Here is a 22,713-nt window from a genome sequence, read left to right on the forward strand (position 1 = left end):
AGATGCAACTAGTTCCGTACAATAGTAATCCAACCATCTTCATCTACCGACACAGTAGCATGAAGCGCTTCAGCAAGCAGACGCAAGGATACATATGCATCGCCATACTCGTCAACAAATACAGGTTGGGCAAGCTTTACAGCCGTGCCGTTAATCAAGGCTTCGGAAGAACCGATTTTGAACACCAGTTTATCTCCGTACACACCATCAGTAACGTTAATTGCACGATTGACAGTATCCCATTCTACAGTAGCATCTAAATCTTCTGCCAAATAACGCAGTGGGATATAAGTAGTGTTCTTGTCTACAATCGGGTAATAATATTCGTCATCAGGTTCGATAACAATGGTTCTCTTCGTAATGCCCAGATCATCCTTCAATATACGATATACATCAGAATCTGGGGCAAAGTTTCTCAAAGTCTCTCCAGGTGTAAGCCCGGAAGAAATATCAAGTGCACCTTCAGTGCTGATTGGATCAGCAGTTACAGCACCGCCAATGTTCCAAACCTGACTGGAAGCTTTAAGCGAGAGACTCTTCAGTGGGAAATCCTCGGTACCCGGAAGCGCCACTTTCAGATCAACATTCTGTTTACGCACATGCAGAGCACTATCAACGAAAATATCAACAGATAACTTCGTATCCTTACTCAACACAGTCTTAATCTCAGGAGTTGATTTGTAAAGACTGTCCACTTGATTGTCATATACTAGCAGCAATGCATCAACAGCCAATTTGGCAGCATCATGCAATACAGTTACGACAGCTTCTTTATCATCCAGTGGAATATCTCCGAATCCAAGATTGAAAATATCGCCAGAACCGTCTTCATCCATAGCTTTGATCACAGGGTACAGATAGTCGTAAAGACCACCTACCAATTCAGTAAAACCTTCTGTGTCTTTGGAGACAGACTTCAGGAAGCCTTTTAACAGTGCAGGAAGCTCATCACCAGTCACTTCTGCATGCAGCTTCGTCATGTTCAACTGCTCGCCATACACAGCATCACTAACCGGTGTAATGTTGATTACGCCAGGATTAGGAAGATTCTTAACAACGAATTTCGTCAACAGCTTACTGACATCTTCAGCTTTTGCCGTATCCAAGCCTACTTCACCTAAGATTTCATCGTATCCTTGTACAGGGAAGTAGAACGGTTGTTTTGCTCCTTCAACTGTAAAAGCAAGTGTTTGTTTGTCCATAAACAAGGTGAATGGAATATCCAATTGTTTATAACCAACAGTTCCTTGGGCCGATAAACTCCCATTATCTTGTAACTTAGCTTTACTAATATTCAAGGAAAAAGAATTAATAAGATCAACCATTTCCTTATCTTCCGCGCTAATTCCCTCTATGGGCTCAGCATTCATGGAAAAAGTCATACTGGATTCTGATGATTTAACATCAACATCCCCAATCAACGCCTTATTAACATCGAACCCCCCTACCGACTGACAGCCGGCAAGAACTAGCATCAGTGCGACAAAAGGCAAAAACCACTTCATTTTTGCTTTAACTCTACTCATAGCATGTCTCCTTCATCTTATTTTGTGAAATCAATCCATTATCTCAGCTAAGGTAAGTTTTGTAAATCAAAGTTCCTTTTATTGTAAAATGTTTAAATATTCAACAAACTTCGCCATTCGATCTGAGCCCATTCCTTGTAAATTACAGCCTTAACTATTGCCAACATCAGTAAATGTGCAGGATAAAATGACCACCACACCCAGCGCGGAACCCGATGCCGCTCCAAGCGATTCCAAATCAAAGGCGTAAAAGCAATCAGCAAGGTAGGTAAAATACTTAGCATCTGTACAACCCAATAATTATAAAACATATAGAATAGATTCAGTGCCAAATGGGCTCCAACAAGCCAGTACGATTTCGTATAACGAAAAATCAATACTAAGAGCAAACCGTACGCGTTATAATCTATAGGGTAATAATCCATTAACACTATAGCAGCAATTACCACAGGTATACCTAGCCATAGTGAAGGCAGTTTGTCCAAAATAACCAGTACGATTGCCGACAGCAATAACGTAAACACCACGTTCCAGCCACCAGAATTTAGCGCTAAATTATAGGGAATCTGAGCAATAATCGCTATCAAGAGCAACCGTAATAAATATTTAGGTCTGGATGAAGTATGGATATGTCCCTGCACAAGCCCATAACAATAAATCGGAAAAGCTATTCTCCCTACATATCTCCAAGCAAGATTCTCCGGGAAAAAGATATAGCCAATATGGTCGATTAGCATCGTCAGCATGGCAATAATCTGCATTACAATCCTCCTTAAGCATGTTGAAATATAAATTCGCCAAGCCCTTCCTCATTTCCTTTACCAATAAGCAAATGAAGAACGCGGAGAAACGATCATCCGCTTTCTGTGCACCTCCCCCCTTGACTTTATCGAATACTATTGAGTAATATTAACTAGCAACAGAATATGGCAATGATCAAAGACATGATTTCCTACACGAACTGTCCAGAGAGAGAAGTCCGGGCTGCAAGCTTCTCCAGTTACCGGTTGTGAAGTTACCCCTTTGTAGCCGTGACGCTGAATCCGTAGAACTTTGTTTTTCGGTAGTATGCGGCACCGATTTATCCCCGATATCGGATACCAATGAGGTCCTGTCCATGTGACAGGTCGAATTAGGGTGGAACCACGAGCTGAACGCACTCGTCCCTTTCTGGGAGAGATGCGTTTTTTTGCGTTCACAACTAACAATATTTGAGAAACGGAGGCTAAAATCATGAAGATCAAGGTAACACTGCAAGATGGAACAATTAGAGAGGTACTGCAAGGAACAACGATTAAAGAAGCAGCAGGTGCCATAAGTACCAGTCTGAAAAAAAATGCTGTAGCTGGAAAAATTGATGGAAAATCTGTTGATCTAAACCAAGCGATCGAACATGATTGCCGGCTCGATATTGTTACGTTGGATAGCAAAGACGGTCTTGAGGTTTATAGACACAGTACTGCACATATCATGGCGCAGGCCATAAAACGTATATATGGAGATAAAGCTGTCCAGCTAGGCATAGGTCCTGTTATCGAAGACGGCTTCTATTATGACATTGATATTGAGAAACCTCTATCCACTGATGATCTTGCTGCAATCGAACAAGAAATGGCGAAAATCATCCAAGAGAATCACCAGATTATCCGCCGTGTGGTGAGCCGCGCAGAGGCCATTAAACTTTTTGAAGATTTGAATGAGCCTTTAAAGCTGGAGCTTATTCATGATCTGCCGGCAGACACAGTATTAACTATTTATGATCAAGGTGAATTCTCCGATCTTTGCCGTGGACCACATCTTCCCTCAACTGGCTTGGTCAAAGCCTTTAAGCTGTTGAATGTAGCGGGTGCCTACTGGCGTGGAGATTCCAATAACAAAATGCTGCAACGTATTTATGGAACTGCCTTTCCTAAAAAAGCGCAGTTAGAGGAACATTTACTGTTTCTTGAAGAAGCTAAAAAACGTGACCACCGTAAGCTCGGCAAAGAACTTGAGTTGTTCATGTTTTCTGAAGAAGCGCCAGGCATGCCCTTCTATCTTCCCAAGGGAATGACAATCCGTACAGAGCTTGAGAACTTTGCCCGGGAATTACAAAGACAGAGAGATTACGATGAAGTTCGTACACCGCTGATGATGAACAATCGGCTTTGGGAGCAGTCAGGGCACTGGGATCACTACAAGGACAATATGTATTTCACAAATGTAGATGAAACAAAATTTGCACTTAAGCCGATGAACTGCCCTGGGCATATGCTAATTTTCAAAAATAATCTGCATTCCTACCGGGAACTGCCTATCCGTATCTCGGAATTTGGTCAAGTGCATCGCCATGAATATTCTGGAGCACTGAACGGGATGATGAGAGTCCGCACTTTCTGCCAGGATGATGCTCACCTCTTCGTTTTGCCAGAGCAAATTGAGGATGAAATAAGACGGGTAATCTCACTGATTGACCATATTTATCAAGTGTTCGGCTTTGAATATAAGATTGAATTATCTACTCGGCCGGCAGATTATATGGGGTCTGAAGAGTTATGGGATCAGGCTGAACAATCTTTACAAAATGTATTAGACAATCTCGGGATCGAATATCGTGTGAATGAAGGGGATGGCGCGTTCTATGGACCTAAGATTGATTTCCATATCCTAGATGCGCTAAAACGAAGCTGGCAATGTGGTACAATCCAACTAGATTGGCAAATGCCAGAGAAATTCGATCTTACTTACATCGGGGAAGATAATCTTAAACATCGCCCGGTCGTAATCCATCGCGCTGTGTATGGGTCGATCGATCGTTTTATGGGGATTATTACTGAGCATTTCGCTGGGGCTTTCCCACTGTGGCTCGCACCTGTTCATGCGAAGTTATTGCCAGTCTCTGAGAACTATGTTGACTATGCACTGCAAGTGAAGCATCAAATGGAGAAGGCTGGCATTCGTGTCGAAGTAGATATTCGAAATGAGAAGTTAGGCTACAAAATTCGTGAAGCTCAGCTTGAAAAAGCACCTTACATGCTCGTACTGGGGGAGAACGAAAAAAATTCCGACACTGTCTCTGTAAGAAAACGTGGTGAAGGTGATCTTGGTTCGAAGAGTATCCAAGACATCATTAAACAGATTAATGAAGAGATTATTAGTAAGAGATAAATTTAAGGGGCTGTCTAATCGTAGAAAAACTACGTTTGAGACAGCCCCTTCTTTATAACCTATTCATATTCACATGAACTCTATTTTACGTACAGGCGGCTGCTTTCTTCCCAATATTCGCCTGGTTTCAGGCTGAACAAGCCGATATCATCAGCAGGAAGGTCTACCATTGGCGCATTCACCAAGTTAATTTGTGGCTCAGGGCAGAAGAACTGTTCTGTAGCACCGTTATTCCAGATCATCCATTGTTTGTACGAAGTCCCTACATCGTACACCAAGGTTACTCCAGCTTTGCTATCGGTAAGCTCCATCCGGTTGCGTCCGTTCTGAGGTACAGCCGTGTAGTGATTGTCCATCGATGCAAAATATGGATTCACACCTTCTTCACGAAGCTGAACTTCTCCTGGCTCCAACGCCTGGAATTTGCCTGTTGGCAGCATGCGGTCGTTAAGCTCCCAGCGCTCGCCAATAGTAGCTTTTACGCGGTAATCTTGTGCCGAGCTTCCTGGTGCGAATGGTGCGTTAATGGCAGTGTGGAATGCCAGCAAGCAAGGCATCACGTCATCTCCATCATTGTGTACCAGCACCTGTTGAGATAATCCTCCTTCGCCGAGGGTATAACGCAATTTGATCGTATACTTATGTGGCAAATATTGATAAGAAGGATGATTCTCATCCACCTTGATGAATACGGTTACGAAGCTTTCAGTCTTACCGCTGCCAAATTCTTCGACTTCCCAAGCTGCAGTATGTAAAAATCCGTGTAAATGGTTGCCCGTTGCAACTTCATTTACGGGGAATTGATAAGTTTGACCATTCCATGGAAATTTACCATCCTCATAACGATTTGGAGGAAATAATACAGGAATTCCGTGAATCCCCGGACTTGCCTTGAAGGCTTCCATTTCTTCAGCTCCAGGCTCATGCAGGAAGCGATATCCGTTTTCGGTATCACGGAAACAGATCAGGTTGCCGCCAATGCCTGGCAGAATAGCTGCCTCATAACGACCGGCTTTCAACCAGATAGCTGCTTCTCCTTCATATTGTCCTTCATACGCTGTGATTGACATAATATATTGTTCTCCCTTCCAGTGTCTGATAATTGTCTCCACTTGATAGATTACCACATCTAGTCATGAGGTGACATGCTCTTTTTACAATTGCTCCACTTCTACGCTCATTACATGTTCAATTTTCTTCACATCGTAATAAATTTCTGTTGCGTAATCTCGATCCGGGGCTGAGATCACCATATCGATCATTTGTCTGCCATCTTCCAAATCTTTAATTTTCATTCTTCGAATCGCTCGGGATGGACCTCTAGTACTACGCTGCGAGCTGACCTGAGGCCGCTCGATTTTTTGGATCACTTCTGTAAGCACAAAATTAGCTTCCATAATGATCCTCACTGAAACTTCATGTTTATTCAGTACTTCTGGTCCTAGCGAGCGGATTAAATGAGGAACTAAATTCACAGCAAACATCAGCAGAATAACCGCATAAGCTGCCTCAATATAGAATCCCGCACCCACAGCTATACCAATTCCAGAAGCTGTCCAGATGAGTGCTGCCGAAGTAAGGCCCGAAATGGCATCTCCGCCTCTACGCAGAATAACACCCGCACCCAAAAAACCAATCCCGCTGACAATCTGAGCCGCAAGCCGCATTGGGTCCATGTTTGGATGCTCTGGCCCCGCGAACTTATCAAAGGCATGGATAGACACCACTGTGACAAGACAGCTCGCAATGCTTATGACCATACTGGTCCGTATCCCCAGCGGTTTCTGCTTGATCTGTCGGTCAATCCCGATGAACAGCCCGAACAGCATGGCCACTAGTAACTTCATTAATGATTCCAATTGAAAATCCATATCGCAATCTCCTTTCTCCAGAGATACTCCATTATAACGGAAATTGGAGATAATGATTAGCTTTATTTTACAACAAAAAACGGTATAACCATCCTCAGCGCATATGCTCTTTCGACCCGTGTGGTCCGGCATAGCGACGAGGATGGAATCCGTTATGAGAGGTCAAGATTATGTTGGAAAATTAACCATGCAGAAGCGACTCTGCACCGTCACAATAAATTTCCGTCCCCGTAATATGATCTGAATCTTCCGACGCCAGAAACAGAGCCAGCTTCGCTACTTGATCAGGTCGCCCCGGACCTTCTTCCAGCGGTTGATCTCCCTCAGGAAATTCTACTGGGATTTTCACTTCTTTCAGATCCTCTGATGGAAAAGTGTTGTCATCTATATTGGTCTTTATAGCCCCAGGACAGATCGCATTTACGCGGATTTGAAATTGAGCCAGTTCCAGTGCCGCCATTTTCATAAAAGCAACCTGTCCTGCCTTAGTCGTGCTGTAAGCAGAAAAACCAACATTGGAAAACACACGATTTCCGTTAATGGAGCTGTTGATCAGGATGCTGCCTCCGCTTTCTTTTAGATGCGGTATCGCATATTTTACAGTCGCGAAGGTTCCACGCAGGTTAATATGAATGGTCTGATCCCAAGATTCAATATCCATCGTTTCAATAGGCGTCATCGCCCCATTAATCCCTGCGTTGGCAAAAACAACATCAAGACGACCCCATTTCGCGGCCGCCTTGTTTATCGCCGCTTCCACTTGTGGTGGTTCAGCAACATCACATTCGATAACTAGGGCTTCTCCGCCCTCTTTCTCCACTTGCTGTCTAACCTTTTCAGCGTTCTCCACAGTTCTGTCCAATAATACAACTTTGGCTCCGTTACGTGCGAACTCAAGCACGGTTGCCCGGCCAATTCCTGAGCCGCCTCCGGTTACAACTGCAACCTTACCTACAAGCTTTTTATCTGCCATATCGTGATATCCTCCTTCTTATCATGCAAGTCTTCCAGTTAAGTTCTTTCCTTAACCTTAACCTTGCATACAGAAGTTGAACCGACAGATATTTACTTTTCCTTTAGGATTATTATTCTCCCTGACGAAGATGAATGATGAGATCGTTTAATCCGGCTTCCCGGATCCCTTCCACTATAAGCTCAGCTAGAAGACGAGCCCCTAAAATCTGAAAATGTGTATTATCCTGCACGCCACCTGGATGCGCAATAAATTCTCCTGGATAGCTCCACATGAATAAATCTTTTGAGCCCTCTGAGCCATAAGCTTCAAAGAGCTTGCGGCTCTTCTCGGCTAAATCAATCAGTGAAACCTGCTCGGTATCTGCGAGTTCCCGTATGGCGATTAAATAATCTCCATGCGTGTCTACAATTGCTTCTTCACTATCAAATCTTCGCCGATGTACAGAGCTCACAAGAACCGGATAGGCCCCCGCTTCTCGGGCGACTGTAATCAACCGGAGCAAATGTTCCTTATATGTAGTAAAGGGCTCGGTATGTCTTAAATCATCAGTTTTGGAATCATTATGTCCAAACTGGATGAACAGATAATCTCTGGGTCTGATATCTGCGGCAATGCCCTCCAAATGCCCTTCCTCAATAAAACTCTTGGAACTGCGTCCAGAAAGTGCTCGGTTATCAACAACTATTCCCGCTTTGAAGCAGCGTGGCAGCAGTTGACCCCACCCCGCATAGGGATAACCTTCTTCCCCTTGATCGGTCACCGTGGAATCTCCCGCCAGAAACAAGACTAGCGCTTCATTGTCCATCTGAATGTCCAAGGCGTTAATACGCGGTGCCGCACCCGAGAACGATAGCTTTAGCTGCCCATCCTTAATTCTAATTGCAAAGGATTCGCGTAAATATTGGCCCGCAGGCACATTTAGAGTGTCCAATACGAACTTGCCTTCTCCAGCTTTGATAAATGTGCTGGTATCTGCCAGAGCATCACCCAACAGCAGCGTAACACGGTAGATCCCATTCGGGAGATCCAGAAGAAAAACTGCTTTCTGTGGGATGCAGCAATCACTTCGCAGTATATCTGTTCCCCCTCTGAAACGACCAAAGACGGTGGAATCAGAAGTGAAACCATACCCTATTTCCTTAGAATAAGATGTGTCCGGCCGAATTTTGGTGTAGCCAGGCTCAGCTTCCTTAATCCCAAAATCAAAACGATAGCTATCCAAATTCAGCCGCACCTTTCTTAATTAGAGATTCAAAACATTTATATTCATTTGCTGAAATCAACCTTTCAAACCACTGGTGCTGATTCCTTCTACAATCTGCTTTTGGAAGATAAAGAAGATAATCATGACTGGTGCCAAACTTAGAACAGACATGGCGAACATTGGACCCCAGTTGGATACGGACTCACTGTCCAGGAACATTTTCAGCCCCATCGAAACTGTATATTTAGAAGGTGAGTTCAAGTACAATACCGGTCCAAGCAAGTCTTCCCAACGCCAATAGAAGGAAAAGATTGCCGCAGTAGCCATAGAAGGACGGATAAGCGGAAGTATAATTCTGAAATAAAGTCCAAATTTCCCACAACCATCGATGGTAGCCGCTTCATCAAGTTCAACAGGAATGGTCCGAATAAACTGCAGCATTAGGAAAATGAAAAACGGGACACCGAAGAACTGTGGAACAACGATCGGTTTGATACTGTCGAGCCATTCCAATTTGGCATAGATAATGTATTGAGGGACGAGCACCACATCGGAAGGAAGCATCAGGGTCATCATCATGATTCCGAACCATAAGCCATGGCCTACAAATTTATTGCGGGCAAAACCAAAGGCAACCAGTGAAGATGAAATGACTGCGCCCAGTGTTGCGACAATGACAATTACGAAAGAGTTCTTGATGAAGACACCAAAGGAGTAACCTGCAATACCTTCCCAGCCTTTAGCATAGTTCCCCCATTCCCATGGATCAGGTATAAGGTGTTTAGCTGTAACAAACACAAGCCGGCTCTCTTTAAAAGAACTCATGATCATCCACAGAATCGGATACAGCATAACGATAGCGAGGCCACCTATAAGGATGTGATAAAGCGGCCATTTCAGTTTAATTTTCGCCATGGATTATTTTCCTCCTTCCGACTCGTAGAAGACCCACGATTTGGATGTCTTGAACAAGATTCCGGTCATGATGCCGACAAGCAACAACATCACCCAAGCCATAGCCGAAGCATAACCCATATTATTAAACATAAAAGCCTGACGGAATAAATAGAGAGAATACAACATAGTGCCGTCCATAGGTCCGCCTTCACCTTTAGAGATAATATAAGCAGGAACAAAGGTCATAAATGCGCTGATCGTCTGCATAACGAGGTTAAACAGAATTACAGAACTTAAGAGTGGCATAGTAATCTTAAAGAACTTTCTGAAGAATCCGGCTCCATCTACACTAGCTGCCTCATACATTTCACCAGGAATATTTTTGAGACCTGCCAGAAAGATTAACATGGATGAGCCAAACTGCCACACAGATAAAGTTATCAACATAATAAGCGCAGCGTTCGGATTGCCAAACCAACTTACCGGACCAATCCCGAAAAAGCCAAGCATGCCGTTAATAATTCCAGTATCACTAAAAATATTACGCCACATGATGGAGACCGCCACACTGCCACCTATAATAGAAGGTAAATAATAAGTTGTCCGATAAGCTCCTACCATACGCGATTTCGTATTTAGAATCATAGCCACAAATAATGCGAAGGTTAGACGTAAAGGCACACCGATAAATACGTAAAGCAGGGTTACCTTTAGTGAATGCAAATATTTCGGGTCATTTGAGAACATTTTGATGTAATTATCAAATCCAATCCACTTAGGTGGAGCGAATAAATTGTATTTAGTAAAAGAGAGATACAGCGAAATGATCATTGGGATCAGTGTGAAGCAAAGGAAGCCAATGACGAACGGACTGATGAAGGCATATCCTGTAAGGTTGCTTCGTAACCGCCGGCCGGTCAACTTATTTTTCTTAACAGCCAATGGATTCGAAGGTAGGGGATTCGTTAAGGCCAAGGGTCTCCAACTCCTTTTTATGTGAATAATATGGGAAACGGGATGCCGCCTAGCGAAATGGCATGCCGTTTCCCATGTGAGACGCAGTATAGTTATCTGTTACCCTACGTTTAACGGCTGGAGAGAATAGAGTTCGCTTCTTTTCGGAACTGTGCCGCTGCTGCTGCTGGGTCGATTTTTCCGAAGTTCATTTGTTCAGCGAGGTCTGTAAGCAGTGCTACAACCTCTGGGGATCCTACCGGTGGACTCATAGGTGAAGTAGTAGGCTCCATGTCAGCAACAAACTTAAATACTTGCTTACCGGAATCAGTTAATTGTGTAGCTACAGATTCTTTGATTTTGCTTGAAATTGGTACTCCGCGTTCGCCTTTGATCAGGTTGTTAGCTTCCACATCATTAATCCAGAAATCAACGAACTTCGCTGCTTCTTCCTTCACTTTAGAGTTAGAAGTAATTGACCAGTACATACTTGGCTGCATGTAAAGCCCTTTATCCATATCTGGACCAGGCATTTGTGCCAGCTCCATAGGACGATTTACAGCGATTTGCAAAGCAACGTATTGGTTCGACCATTGCCATACACCGATACCTGTCCCTTTAACAATATCCGACTCTTCAATAACCCCTTTATTTTGGCTCAGTTTGTCTTGTGATGGGACCGCTCCATCTTTAATCAGACCAGACAACATTCCGAAAAAGTCAGTGAACAACGCATCGTCCTCATAACCAAGAGCGGAACCATCATTGTTATAGAGTGCCAGCCCTTTTGTACGCAGATAATAGTTGAAGAATACGTCTGCTGCCATGGAACCATCCATGTACAGTCCAGCCGACTTAGCTTTTGCGGCGATTTCCTTGTATTGATCCCAAGTCCAGTTCTCTGGGATAGAATCAACGCCTGCCTTTTTCAGCAATTCTGGATCATATTGAAAACCAAGTACGTTAACCCCTAACGGAATTCCGTATTGCTTCTCACCGATCACTCCAGTACTCAGCACGTTCTCATTCACATCGCCGACTTGAATCTGAGAGTTCAAATAAGGTTTCAAGTCTTCGAGCTGTCCGTTAGATCCATATTGATTGATATAAGAAATATCCATTTGAACGATATCAGGAAGCCTATTTGCAGCGGCTTGCGGAGCAAGCTTTTTCCAGTAATCATCAAAGGATGCATACTCAGGCTCAATGGTTACATTCGGGTATTTGGCTTCATACATATCGATAACTTGTTGTGTATAAGAATGTCTTGTATCTCCACCCCACCATGCGATTCGCAAGGTTACTGGTTCTGCTGAGGTCGTAGCCGCAGGTTTCGTTTCCGAAGGAGTATTTGTAGCGGAATCCGTAGCGGCAGCATTGTTATTGTTGTTACCTCCACCGCAACCAGCTAACATCGACGACAGCAATAATGGTACGGCTAGTAAAGCGAATCTCTTTTTCAATTTCATGTCCCCTTTTCCTATGATAGTGTAAAGGCTCTGATCCCTTTAGGTAGCGCTTTCATTGGTTAAATTTTCTCAAATATTCCGTGATTATTGAATACAAAAAACCGTCTTGTTTGTTCAATAATCAGTTCGCTTGAGGGGGTTTCATGAAATCTGTAGGGGTCTGGCCGGTTACTTTTTTAAATACCTGACTGAAATATTGTGCATTTCCACCGAAGCCGAACATTTCAGCCAGCTCAAATACTCTCACATCCCCACTTCTCAAAATATGCTCCGATGCTTTAGCAATCCGGTAATTGGTTACATAATTCGAGAATTTCTCCCCGGTAATTTTTTTGAATATTTTGCCGAGATAGTCGGGATTCATATATAACATTTCAGCAGCGACCGAGCTAAGCGACAGCTCTGCATTCTTGTAATCCTCTGCGATAATTTTGAACATTTTGTCTACAATAAGTGATTGCCGGGAACTAAAATGTCGGTCATACATCGCTGTTAAGCGAACCGCTGCCTCTTTGACGTATGCTTTTAAACCTCCCAAGGTTCTAATTTCGGCAAGCTCCGCCAAGCCCGATGTGAAGCTATTTCTTTCATCAGGGACTGCTAAACGAATCATAGCGGAATATAACTGTAAAACATAAGAACGCGTCACGTTAATATCTAACCGCTCATCTGCGAGCAAGTTGAATAATCGTTCCAATTCCAACTCAACTGTATTTTGATCGCCTGCTTTTATAAGTAGACAAATATGCTCTTCATCTAGCTCGATATCATTTCTTCCACTTAGCTCATCACTTGGGATATCACTCCCGGTAATCAAACCGCCCGCCTCCAAATAAAAACGATGGTTCAGGCACTGCAAGGTCTGACGATACAATCTCCGGGAATGAATCATAAGGTCAGCATCACTAATCGCGATTGTCACATCCATTTTATAAAACTTGCAGAATACCTCTCTTACTTCAGCGATACGTTTAAGCAGGGAGCTATTCTGCACCGTATTTCCTTCATCTTCCAGTAATATTAATAAATGACCACCTATCGTCGCACTCAGGAGTGTTTCCTGAAGTACGTCCTGGGCAATATTTTGCAGAGCGAACAATTGCTCATATTCGTAAGAACCTTCTAGTCGGAACAGGAGCAAGCGCACCGTTTTGTCATTAAGTTCAATGCCGAATAGTTCCTGATAATACTCTAGATCCTGACTTCCATAAGTTTTATTAGAGATCCATTCCTTCAAAAATTGTTCTTTCACATGGGGCAATACCTTCTGAAGACGTTGTTTCATACGATTTACGAATTCGCCTCTGCTCTTCTGCTCATCGAGTTCCGCTACCATCTCAATCAGTGCTTCATGGATCTGATTCTCATTGCACGGCTTTAAAAGATAATGTTTGACCCCGTTCTGCATAGCAATACAAGCATAATCAAAATCCTTATAACCAGTCAGCATAACGAATTTCACGTTTGGAAATCGTTCACTGCATTTTTGCACCAGTCCCAGGCCATCTAGACCAGGCATAGAAATATCCGTGATCACAATTTCAGGGTTAAGCTCCTCAATTTTCACCAAAGCTTCAATCCCGTTCCGTGCCGTGCCTACAAGCTCTGTTCCCGCTCGTCCCCAGTCCACAACCTGCGATATCCCTTCCAGAATCAAGCGTTCATCATCCACCAGCAGCAGTTTATACATTCTCTAGCACTCCTTTTAAGTAAGGTATACGCACATGTATAGTTGTTCCTTGACCCGGCTCACTTTCTATGACTGTGCCCCATTCAGGGCCGAAGACGATTTGAATACGCTCCGCGATGTTAGCTAAGCCGATGCCTTCTCCACGTGTCTTAACTCTCCCCATCTGTAAATCTTTGATAAATTCAGCGCTCATCCCCGGTCCATTATCACTGACTTTGATATCGAGGCCCTGATCTTCTTCACTAACTGTTATAGAAATGGTGCACGGCTCAATATTAGGCTCTAGCGCATAGCGAATAGCATTTTCGATTAAAGGCTGCAAGGTCAGCTTCGGAATTAATGCATCATGCAGATTTTCAGGTACATCCATCCGGAAATCAAGCCTCTCATCAAACCGTGTTTTCTGGATAATGACATAATTTCGCACGATAGTGATCTCTTTTTCAAGTGTAATTAGCGGATCCTTGAGACCAATAGAGCTGCGGAACAAGTAACCGAGCGCTTCTACCATTTCTGAGATTTTGGCTTGTTTGTTCATTTTGGCTAACCAATTGATCGATTCCAGTGTATTGTACAAAAAATGCGGATTAATCTGTGCCTGTAATGCTTTCAGCTCGGTCTCTCTAATAATCAGCTGCTTCGCATAGTTCTCATCAATAAGCTCTCTGATCCTGCGGATCATCATTTTAAAAGTCCGGTTTAGCTGACTAACCTCGTCCTGCGCAGTCTGTGAAACCACACCTAATGACTGTTCCTCCAGATTGTCCAGATCGCCCTTCTCGATTTGCTTCATTTTTTTGGTCAGCTTAGAGATCGGACGTACAATACTACGAGCAAGCCTGTAGCCTAAAAGGAGACCAATTAATAAGATTAGTGCGAATATGATGACGACCAGTTTTTTGACAAAAGTAATATGTTTGAACATCTCATTAAATGGAGTTGCATTGATGTAGATCCAATCTATATAAGATGATTTCGTCTTGGTTATAAAATAAGTACCTTCTTGATATTTGGCCGTGCGATATAGCTCCGGACGTTCTGTCTCTTCTTTAAGCTCTTCTGGCAAAAGAATCGGTGCTTCAGGATAGATCGCCTGTCCCGTCGTGGCATCAACAGCTATTAATTGGTCGGTATCGCTCGTACTATCCGCAATGATTAGATCGATCCGAATACGGATCACGAGTGTTCCCAGATCATCCAGCGTAAACGTTGACCCTGTATAAGATTTAATCTGCCGAACCGCCAAAAGTGAATTTCTGTTTCCTTGCGGATACCACACTATACTCCCGCTAGCTTCCGCAGCTAACGGCTTTAACTGATCCTGCAGATCCTGTGATACCCCTTCACGATTGCCCGCAGTCATTACTCCGCCACTCGTATCCATCAGCATCATGGAATAAACGTATTTCTCTGCCCCTGCAAAAGCAACCAGCCTGTTTATGATCTTGTTATGTAGAACTTGTCTTTCATAAGGCTGTGGATCATTCTGCAATTGGCGCAGGCATTCTTGAATTTGCTCATCAGACACCACTGTAAAAGAAAGCTGATCCAATTCTCTTAGGGCATTTTCGATGCTTATAGAGGACATCCCCAGTACCTCAGAGGCCTTTTCATAAATTTGCTTGTCATAGATACGATACACATATTGCAAAACGGTCAACGAGAATAAAAAGGAAAGTAGAAGCAAAAAGGAAATAATCAGTATCATTTTGTTGAAAATGCCCGAACTTCTGTAAGCGCTAACATTTTTCCAAATCATCTGTATTCTCCGCTCCCTAAATATGATAATTTTCATTTATTATCACTATAATTCCATTATAAACCATAATGTTCCATTTGGGTAAATTTACGTGAACTGAAAGCTAAGGATAGTATAATGGCTCGGCGAAAAAAATCCTATGTAAAAAAGGGCTCGAAATGAAATCCAGAATCAGACTTCACTTCAAGCCCTTATATTGAGCTACATTCACACCTACAACAGACTAACCAAGCATCATTCGGTCATCTGCCAATTTATGTCCGCTGATTGTCTCGAATTCTCCGAGCAGCCGTTCTACGGTAAGATCTTTTTTACGAACCTCGTCGATATCCAAAATAATACGGCCCTTATCCATCATGATCAGACGATTGCCAAGACGAATGGCCTGCTCCATGTTATGGGTAACCATTAGGGTGGTTAACTTCATCTCACGGACAATGGACTCTGTCAGTTTAGTAATCAGCTCCGCACGAGAAGGGTCAAGGGCAGCTGTATGTTCATCTAAAAGTAAAATTTGCGGTTGAGTAAAGGTCGCCATTAGCAGACTTAGCGCTTGTCTCTCTCCACCTGACAACAACCCTACTTTTGCCCGCAGGCGATCCTCCAGCCCAATCCCCAGACGGCTTAGCTCGTCGCGAAATAAAGCTCTTTTTGCTTTATTTACTCCAAAGGTTAACCCTCTGCTTTTGCCTCTTTTATAAGCCATAGCTAAATTTTCTTCAATCGTCATATGTGGAGCCGTACCCGCCATTGGGTCCTGAAAGACCCGGCCGATCCAGCGACTCCGTTGAAATTCCGCCAAATGGCTGATTGAATTTCCTTCAATGCTGGCTGTACCCAGATCCGGCTTCATGACACCGGAAATAATGTTCATCAACGTAGATTTACCAGCTCCATTACTTCCAATGATGGTGACAAAATCACCGGGAAGAAGCTCCAAGTCAATGCCGAGCAGCGCTATTTTCTCATCGGGTGTTCCGGGATTGAACAGCTTAGATACGTTCTCCAGTTTAAGCATCGATGGTGCCTCCTCTCTTGCTGCTTAGCGCTTGCTCAGCTAATTCAACGGAACGCCTCCGCGCCATATTCTTCTGCTTCAGGAAACGCTGAATCGACGGGAATACAAGAGCGAAAATAACGATAATTGCTGTGATCAGCTTAAGATCCGAAGCTTTAAGCCACGGTACCCGCAAGGCAAGTGCAACTACGATCCGGTAAACTATGGATCCGAGCACAACAGCCAGTGTGGCCCGAAATACATTTTTGGCACCAAATATGGCTTCACCGATGATCACCGAAGCTAACCCGATTACAATCATCCCAATACCCATGGAGGAATCCGCAAAAGTAGAATACTGAGTAATTAACGCCCCCGAGAGCGCCACCATTCCATTGGATAAACTGACGCCAAGAATAGTGGTATTATCGGTGTTTACACCCAGACTACGGATCATTCTTGCATTATCTCCGGTAGCCCGCAGCGCAAGTCCAAGATCCGTACGCAGGAATAAATCCATTACTATTTTCACAAAAATAACTACAAACGGCAGTACGAGCAGAGGATCAATGGAAGTGAACAAGGTAGTGTTGCCCATTAAAGACCAGTTGGGTTTGCCACCAAATATCCGCAGATTAATGGAATAAAGTGCAATCATCATCAAAATACCGGATAACAGTCCATTAATCTTGCCTTTCGTATGTAATAGGCCCGTGCACATTCCTGCCAGCATTCCACCAGCAATAGCGGCCAAGGTAGCAAGCCATGGTGCATAACCGTTAGTAATCATAACAGCGGCAATGGCGCCACCAGTGGTAAAGCTCCCATCTACAGTCAAATCAGGGAAATCAAGAATACGAAAGGTAATGTATACACCTAAAGCCATAAATGCGTAAAGCAGTCCCATTTCAACGGCCCCGAGCATCGAATTTAACATAGATGACTTCCTCCTTCGAGCGGAAAGGGGCGTTCTCACGAAATCGCCCCTATATAATGGCTTATTGAATAATATTGTTAGCTTGATCGGCAACTTCTGCCTTCATTGCATCAGTCACTTCTATGCCTTGCGCTGCTGCAGATTTCAGGTTAAGAATGAGATCAAGTTTTTCTTGCATGGTTACTTTCATATCAGCTGGCTTTTTACCATTTTTCAAGATATCCACGGCCATTTGACCCACTTGATAACCATGATCGAAATATTTAAAACCAACGGTGGCAAAAGCGCCCTTTTCAACCGTGTCACGGTCACTGGAGAAGAACGGGATTTTCTTGTCATTAGCCGTTTGAATAATGGTATCCACTGCACTTACGACTGTGTTATCCAAAGTAATGTAGAATGCATCTACACGACCCACAAGTGATTCCGCAGCTTGTTTGACTTCAGAGGTATTCGTGATGGCAGCCTTCACTAGCTCGATTCCATGCTTATCCAATTCTTTTTTAGCAATCTCAGCCATAATTACTGCATTTGGTTCACCTTCATTAATAACAATGCCCAGCTTTTTCACGTTAGGAAATTGGGTAGCTATAAATTGCATTAATCTGTTAATCGCTTCGGGATTGGTGTCCGATACACCTGATACATTTCCACCTGGATGCTCCAGATCCGTGACAATCTTTGCGTCGAGTGGGTCAGTTACTGCTGCGAACAAAATCGGTGTATCCTTACTTGCTTTGCTGAGTGCTTGAACAATTGATTGAGCGGAAGGCGTTGCAATTGCTAATACCAAATCATTTGAGTCAGCGGCAATCTTTTGAGCAATGGACAAGTTATTCGCTTGGTCAGCCTGAGCATTTTCAAGGTCAACCTTCAGGTTCTCGCCTTCAACGATTCCCGCATCCTTCAAAGCAGCGAGAATTCCTTCGCGTGTAGCATCGAGTGAGGGGTGCTCCACATATTGCGAGATCGCAATTTTGTACGTTTTTGAATCTGCTGCTCCTGCATTCGTAGGGGAATTACCGGAATTCGCTGCATTTCCTGAGTTTTCAGCGGTGTTATTGTTGCCACAACCAGCTGCTACGAGCATGAAGCATAAGCTTAATCCCGCCAAAATGTTTCTCTTTTTCATCAAAGTACCCCATTTCATTAGTTTATTAACGCATACATCAAGGTGAGCGACTCAGCATTATCACTTTTATCGATAAAAGCATTAAAGCATAAGCTTACACGTACCTCACATTAATGATAGAAATCTATTAAACCTATATTATATGGAGGTTGTTTATCCGTCAATCACTTATCATATTTCCATAGATTTCAAATTCTGAAGAATATATGACATCAAAAGAGGTAATGCTTGGTTGTCTCTTACAGCGATTGCCTTCGTTTCTTTTACATAAAAAAAATCGCCCTGCACAAACTTAATTTACAGTTTGAAGATGGAGCGTGTTAAATGGCTAATAATCACAAAAGACTACTAACCACCGCTACTGTATTGCTTGCTGTCGCTTTAACGAGTTCATCCTGCGGTTATTCTTCTCAATCGCAAAAACCTAAGGTTAACGCGCTAACTCCTGATGGTAAAAATGCCTCCAGTTATTATGAACAATCTGCAATTACTGACGCTCAGGGAAAGTACTGGATTCCACTCAAGCCTGCGGTTACTTCGCTCGGATATCGGATGAAGGATGATGGTTCTAGTGATGGATACACTAAAATCGGTTATAGCGATGTTATGTATATGCTGCGCCCTGGCTCTCCACAGGTATTCTCACTTGGGGAAAAAATCACACTGCCACAAGCCCCTAGACGGCAAGAAGGGCAAATCTATATCACCCCTTTAGCCTTGTCCAAATTTTTGCAAACAGAAGTAGGCTGGAATCCCCAGTCGGGTGAGATAAACATTGCTACACCGTCCGAACGTAAGACTATCGAAAAATTATCGACGGTCGAATCCACGAGTGAATCTAAATCTTTACGCATTCAAAGTATTTCTGAAGCGGATAAAAAGGAGTTAATCTCTTTTGCCAAAAATTTCTTGGGTGTTCCCTACGACTTTGGCGCTGGATCTTATGAAGAAACCAAAAAATTTGATTGCTCTTCTTTTACAAGGCATGTATTCAAAAAATTCGGAGTCAGCTTACCTCGTTTAGCTAAAGATCAGGACAATTTAGGTACCCGTGTAAGTCGAAGCGAACTGGATGTAGGAGATCTTATCTTCTTTACCGTTCCCGGTCGATTTGAAAGTGATGCTATACCTGGTCATGTCGGTATTTACATTGGAGACGGAAAGTTTATCCACACCTGGGGTGAACCCGGAGTTCAGATCAGTGACCTCGACTCAGGTTATTGGAGTAATGTAATCCTCCATATGCAACGTGTTTTATAAGCTTCCCATACTTTAAAAGAAATCATTCAAAAAGCCTGAATCCCTATTGATGGGGTTCAGGCTTTTTGACTATAACTTTTATCCAGTTTCTTAATCCCAGCTCTTGCCCCTTCCGCTCATCCGGACAAACAGCTTTACAAGTTCAACTATAACAATAATCGCTACGGCCGCTGCACATACTATTCCCCACTGTAATCCACTTAAATGTGAAACACCAAACCAGTCGTTTAAGCCCGGGATGATGATCACAAGCACAAGCATTAGTATAGAGATCAGCGAAGCCCATAACATATAGCGATTGCTGAACCAACCGATCTGGAATAGCGATTTTTTATTGGATCTGACGTTAAAAGCATGAGCGATTTGCAGTAATCCTAATGTACCAAAGGCCATTGTAACCGCAATACCTTCATTGTAATGCGTATGCGCCCATTGATACACGATCAACGTAAGCGCCGCTTCTATAATCCCTTGATATATAATCCCGATCCCCACGCCGCCCGCAAAGATGCTACTGCTTGCTTTACGCGGCTTCTTCGCCATTACATCCTCGCCGGCTTTCTCAAGTCCGAGGGCAAGTGCAGGTAAGGTATCCGTAACGAGATTAATCCACAGAATATGGATCGGCTCTAGAATACGCCAGCCAATCATAGTGGCAATAAATAATGTCAGCACTTCCCCAAGATTAGCGGAGAGAAGGAACTGGATAGCCTTGCGGATATTGCTGTAAACCTTCCGTCCTTCTTCTACGGCAACAACTATAGTCGTAAAGTTATCGTCGGCAAGCACCATATCTGATACACCCTTGGCAACATCCGTTCCGGTTATTCCCATGCCCACGCCGATATCGGATGATTTAAGTGCAGGAGCATCATTTACACCATCTCCGGTCATAGCCACAATTTTTCCTTTTTGTCGCCAAGCCTTAACGATACGAACCTTGTGTTCAGGAGAGACGCGTGCATAAACCGAATAATCGGTAACCTTCTCCGCAAATTCCTCTTCGCTGAATTTATCCAGCTCACTACCCGTTAATACACCTGATTCATCTTCAATAATCCCTAATCTTTTGGCAATAGCCGCTGCTGTATCACGATGATCGCCTGTAATCATTACAGGTCTAATTCCCGCTTTACGGCAGATAGCTACCGCATCCCGTACTTCCTCACGCGGCGGGTCAATCATACCGACCAAACCAATAAATACTAACTCTTTCTCCGTGGTATCTGGTGAGAGATCGGTCGGCAGCTGCTCCTCATCTCGAAAAGCAAATGCCAACACTCGAAGTGCATCATTCGCAAGTAATTTATTACTTTCCATGATATTCCGCTTATGTTCGTCTTGTAGAGTTACAATTTCTCCATCCACATAGATATGGCTGCATTTGGACAAAAGTACATCTGGTGCACCCTTTGTCAGCACACGATAACGTCCAGCTTCGACCTCATGAACCGTTGTCATCAGCTTGCGATCGGAGTCAAAAGGCAGCTCATTTTTACGTGGGTATTTCTTTTCCAGCTCCCTTTTGTCAGTGCCTATACTAAGCGCATAATCGACTAACGCAGTCTCCGTCGGATCGCCGATGATTGCTTTTCCGCTCTTGGTTTGTGGGTCCTTAGCTCCAGCTTTTGCTTCAGGTTCACTAGGAGTCTTTCCTTCGTCAATACTGGAGTCATTACAAAGCGTCATAGCTTGAAGCAATAACTCGCCACCAGGAATCCCTACAAGCCCTGCACTGGAATCAGTGGTCTTTCCGTTGACATGCACTTTTTCGACTGTCATTTTATTTAATGTTAAAGTACCTGTCTTATCGGAGCATATAATCTCTGTACTTCCAAGTGTCTCCACGGCGGGAAGCTTGCGAATAATCGCTTTTCGTCCCGCCATTCGCTGCACACCAAGCGCGAGAATGATCGTAACAATTGCTGGCAGCCCTTCCGGGATAGCCGCTACCGCGAGTGAGATCGAGGTAAGTAGCATATCCAGCAGCTCTCTTCCTTCGAAGATCCCAACGGCAAAGATAATCACGCAGACGCCAAGAATAATAAAGGTAAAATATTTACCTAGCTCATCCAGCTTTTTTTGCAGCGGTGTTACATCTGTATCTTCTTCCGAGATATAACCGGCAATTCTACCGACCTCCGTCTGCATTCCTGTAGCTGTAACTACACCAATTGCTCGGCCATAAGTTACACTGCTGCTCATATAAGCCATATTGGTGCGGTCGCCGATTACAATGTCGCTACCTTCAAGCACACCGGCTCGCTTTTCAGAGGGCAATGATTCTCCGGTAAGCGCGGCTTCCTCCGTCTTCAACGAAGCGGCTTCCAAAAGTCTTATATCCGCCGGAACTACATTTCCAGCTTCCAGCAATACGATATCCCCGGGCACAAGATCTTCACTTTTTATCTCAGTAACCTGGCCGGAACGTCTTACTCTGGCGTGTGGAGAGGACATACTTTTTAGCGCATCGAGTGCTTGCTCAGCCTTATTTTCCTGAATAACTCCAAGCACCGCGTTCAAAATGACTACAAGCAAAATAATGATCGTATCCGTCCATTCCCCCAAGACTCCTGACAATACAGCTGCTACTAGCAAAATAAAGATCATTACATTTTTAAATTGTTCGATAAACTTTCCTAATAGCGATTTGGTCTTCGCTTCTTGAAGTACGTTCTTCCCATATCGCTCCACAAGTTTAGTCGCTTCATCGGAAGATAAACCCTCTTTCCGAGTTTCCAGCCTATTCAGCACTTCTTCCTCGCTCAGTGTATGGAAGGGTTCCAGCCCTTGCGATTGTGGATTATTTGAATTCAAACCATAGCCTCCTTCCAGAATTGAGATCTGGTAAAACCTCTCATATGAGTTTTACCCAAAATAGGCATGGTGATTCT

General features: G+C 43.6%; 17 protein-coding genes. 2 read left to right on the forward strand and 15 right to left on the reverse strand.

The genetic code is table 11. The features are described 5' to 3' along the window. Positions 1–8 precede the first annotated feature (8 nt). Both MKY63_RS28625 and MKY63_RS28630 read right to left on the reverse strand, forming a co-directional pair. Positions 9–1,526 carry a copper amine oxidase N-terminal domain-containing protein gene (locus MKY63_RS28625; protein ID WP_051491446.1) on the reverse strand — a complete coding sequence of 506 codons (1,518 nt, stop codon included), beginning with the start codon at positions 1,524–1,526 and terminating at the stop codon, positions 9–11. Between the two features lie 92 nt (positions 1,527–1,618). Continuing rightward, the gene (locus MKY63_RS28630) at positions 1,619–2,287 is read right to left on the reverse strand and encodes a TraX family protein (RefSeq protein ID WP_036686237.1); all 669 of its coding nucleotides are present in this window, start codon (positions 2,285–2,287) and stop codon (positions 1,619–1,621) included. Positions 2,288–2,759: 472 nt separating this feature from the next. Here MKY63_RS28630 and thrS point away from each other — a divergent pair, with 472 nt between their 5' ends. Then, positions 2,760–4,673 carry a threonine--tRNA ligase gene (gene thrS, locus MKY63_RS28635; RefSeq protein ID WP_036686236.1) on the forward strand — a complete coding sequence of 638 codons (1,914 nt, stop codon included), beginning with the start codon at positions 2,760–2,762 and terminating at the stop codon, positions 4,671–4,673. Positions 4,674–4,753: 80 nt separating this feature from the next. Here the strand turns inward: thrS and MKY63_RS28640 are convergent, their stop codons facing one another. From MKY63_RS28640 to MKY63_RS28695, 12 genes are all read right to left on the reverse strand, one after another. Beyond that, positions 4,754–5,743 (reverse strand): aldose 1-epimerase, encoded by a 990-nt coding sequence (locus MKY63_RS28640; RefSeq protein ID WP_036686233.1) that lies wholly within the window; start codon positions 5,741–5,743, stop codon positions 4,754–4,756. A gap of 84 nt (positions 5,744–5,827) precedes the next feature. Next, a complete protein-coding gene (locus MKY63_RS28645) occupies positions 5,828–6,544 on the reverse strand; it encodes an MgtC/SapB family protein (RefSeq protein WP_036686231.1) in 717 nt (238 codons plus the stop codon). A 181-nt stretch (positions 6,545–6,725) separates the two neighbouring features. Beyond that, the gene (locus MKY63_RS28650) at positions 6,726–7,517 is read right to left on the reverse strand and encodes an SDR family NAD(P)-dependent oxidoreductase (RefSeq protein ID WP_036686230.1); all 792 of its coding nucleotides are present in this window, start codon (positions 7,515–7,517) and stop codon (positions 6,726–6,728) included. A gap of 112 nt (positions 7,518–7,629) precedes the next feature. After that, a complete protein-coding gene (locus MKY63_RS28655; protein WP_036686228.1) occupies positions 7,630–8,742 on the reverse strand; it encodes a rhamnogalacturonan acetylesterase in 1,113 nt (370 codons plus the stop codon). 57 nt (positions 8,743–8,799) lie between these two features. Next, positions 8,800–9,639, reverse strand: a complete 840-nt coding sequence (locus MKY63_RS28660; RefSeq protein ID WP_036686226.1) for a carbohydrate ABC transporter permease — start codon at positions 9,637–9,639, stop codon at positions 8,800–8,802. Positions 9,640–9,642: 3 nt separating this feature from the next. Beyond that, the gene (locus MKY63_RS28665) at positions 9,643–10,542 is read right to left on the reverse strand and encodes a sugar ABC transporter permease (protein ID WP_036686586.1); all 900 of its coding nucleotides are present in this window, start codon (positions 10,540–10,542) and stop codon (positions 9,643–9,645) included. 164 nt (positions 10,543–10,706) lie between these two features. Beyond that, on the reverse strand, positions 10,707–12,044 hold the full coding sequence (locus MKY63_RS28670) for an extracellular solute-binding protein (RefSeq protein WP_036686225.1): 1,338 nt from the start codon (positions 12,042–12,044) through the stop codon (positions 10,707–10,709). A 121-nt stretch (positions 12,045–12,165) separates the two neighbouring features. After that, the gene (locus tag MKY63_RS28675) at positions 12,166–13,734 is read right to left on the reverse strand and encodes a response regulator (RefSeq protein ID WP_339810742.1); all 1,569 of its coding nucleotides are present in this window, start codon (positions 13,732–13,734) and stop codon (positions 12,166–12,168) included. Next, on the reverse strand, positions 13,727–15,493 hold the full coding sequence (locus tag MKY63_RS28680; protein WP_038574396.1) for a sensor histidine kinase: 1,767 nt from the start codon (positions 15,491–15,493) through the stop codon (positions 13,727–13,729). The genes MKY63_RS28675 and MKY63_RS28680 overlap by 8 nt, the downstream gene beginning before the upstream one ends. A 223-nt stretch (positions 15,494–15,716) precedes the next feature. Further along, positions 15,717–16,511 (reverse strand): ABC transporter ATP-binding protein, encoded by a 795-nt coding sequence (locus tag MKY63_RS28685; protein ID WP_036686220.1) that lies wholly within the window; start codon positions 16,509–16,511, stop codon positions 15,717–15,719. Then, positions 16,504–17,427 carry an ABC transporter permease gene (locus MKY63_RS28690; protein WP_339810744.1) on the reverse strand — a complete coding sequence of 308 codons (924 nt, stop codon included), beginning with the start codon at positions 17,425–17,427 and terminating at the stop codon, positions 16,504–16,506. Before MKY63_RS28690 ends, MKY63_RS28685 begins: the two co-directional genes overlap by 8 nt. 61 nt (positions 17,428–17,488) lie before the next feature. Next, positions 17,489–18,559 (reverse strand): ABC transporter substrate-binding protein, encoded by a 1,071-nt coding sequence (locus MKY63_RS28695; protein ID WP_076101654.1) that lies wholly within the window; start codon positions 18,557–18,559, stop codon positions 17,489–17,491. Between the two features lie 324 nt (positions 18,560–18,883). On the opposite strand from MKY63_RS28695, the gene MKY63_RS28700 reads away from it, so the two are divergent. Beyond that, positions 18,884–19,819, forward strand: a complete 936-nt coding sequence (locus MKY63_RS28700; protein WP_339810747.1) for an NlpC/P60 family protein — start codon at positions 18,884–18,886, stop codon at positions 19,817–19,819. A gap of 90 nt (positions 19,820–19,909) precedes the next feature. On the opposite strand, the gene MKY63_RS28705 is transcribed toward MKY63_RS28700, so the two are convergent. After that, positions 19,910–22,606, reverse strand: coding sequence for a cation-translocating P-type ATPase (locus MKY63_RS28705; RefSeq protein WP_339813642.1), 2,697 nt, complete (start codon positions 22,604–22,606; stop codon positions 19,910–19,912). Between the last annotated feature and the right edge of the window lie 107 nt (positions 22,607–22,713).

This window comes from Paenibacillus sp. FSL R7-0189 (assembly GCF_037969925.1).
Lineage (GTDB): Bacteria > Bacillota > Bacilli > Paenibacillales > Paenibacillaceae > Paenibacillus_AQ > Paenibacillus_AQ odorifer.

What these genes read in the sequence shown, in the direction of transcription:
- MKY63_RS28645 (WP_036686231.1), bottom strand. Translation starts at nt 6,544, where the DNA reads ATGGATTTTCAATTGGAATCATTAATGAAGTTACTAGTGGCCATGCTG.
- MKY63_RS28660 (WP_036686226.1), bottom strand. Translation starts at nt 9,639, where the DNA reads ATGGCGAAAATTAAACTGAAATGGCCGCTTTATCACATCCTTATAGGT.
- MKY63_RS28700 (WP_339810747.1), top strand. Translation starts at nt 18,884, where the DNA reads ATGGCTAATAATCACAAAAGACTACTAACCACCGCTACTGTATTGCTT.
- MKY63_RS28670 (WP_036686225.1), bottom strand. Translation starts at nt 12,044, where the DNA reads ATGAAATTGAAAAAGAGATTCGCTTTACTAGCCGTACCATTATTGCTG.
- MKY63_RS28695 (WP_076101654.1), bottom strand. Translation starts at nt 18,559, where the DNA reads ATGAAAAAGAGAAACATTTTGGCGGGATTAAGCTTATGCTTCATGCTC.
- MKY63_RS28690 (WP_339810744.1), bottom strand. Translation starts at nt 17,427, where the DNA reads ATGTTAAATTCGATGCTCGGGGCCGTTGAAATGGGACTGCTTTACGCA.
- MKY63_RS28650 (WP_036686230.1), bottom strand. Translation starts at nt 7,517, where the DNA reads ATGGCAGATAAAAAGCTTGTAGGTAAGGTTGCAGTTGTAACCGGAGGC.
- MKY63_RS28630 (WP_036686237.1), bottom strand. Translation starts at nt 2,287, where the DNA reads ATGCAGATTATTGCCATGCTGACGATGCTAATCGACCATATTGGCTAT.
- MKY63_RS28675 (WP_339810742.1), bottom strand. Translation starts at nt 13,734, where the DNA reads ATGTATAAACTGCTGCTGGTGGATGATGAACGCTTGATTCTGGAAGGG.
- MKY63_RS28640 (WP_036686233.1), bottom strand. Translation starts at nt 5,743, where the DNA reads ATGTCAATCACAGCGTATGAAGGACAATATGAAGGAGAAGCAGCTATC.
- thrS (WP_036686236.1), top strand. Translation starts at nt 2,760, where the DNA reads ATGAAGATCAAGGTAACACTGCAAGATGGAACAATTAGAGAGGTACTG.
- MKY63_RS28685 (WP_036686220.1), bottom strand. Translation starts at nt 16,511, where the DNA reads ATGCTTAAACTGGAGAACGTATCTAAGCTGTTCAATCCCGGAACACCC.
- MKY63_RS28680 (WP_038574396.1), bottom strand. Translation starts at nt 15,493, where the DNA reads ATGATTTGGAAAAATGTTAGCGCTTACAGAAGTTCGGGCATTTTCAAC.
- MKY63_RS28625 (WP_051491446.1), bottom strand. Translation starts at nt 1,526, where the DNA reads ATGAGTAGAGTTAAAGCAAAAATGAAGTGGTTTTTGCCTTTTGTCGCA.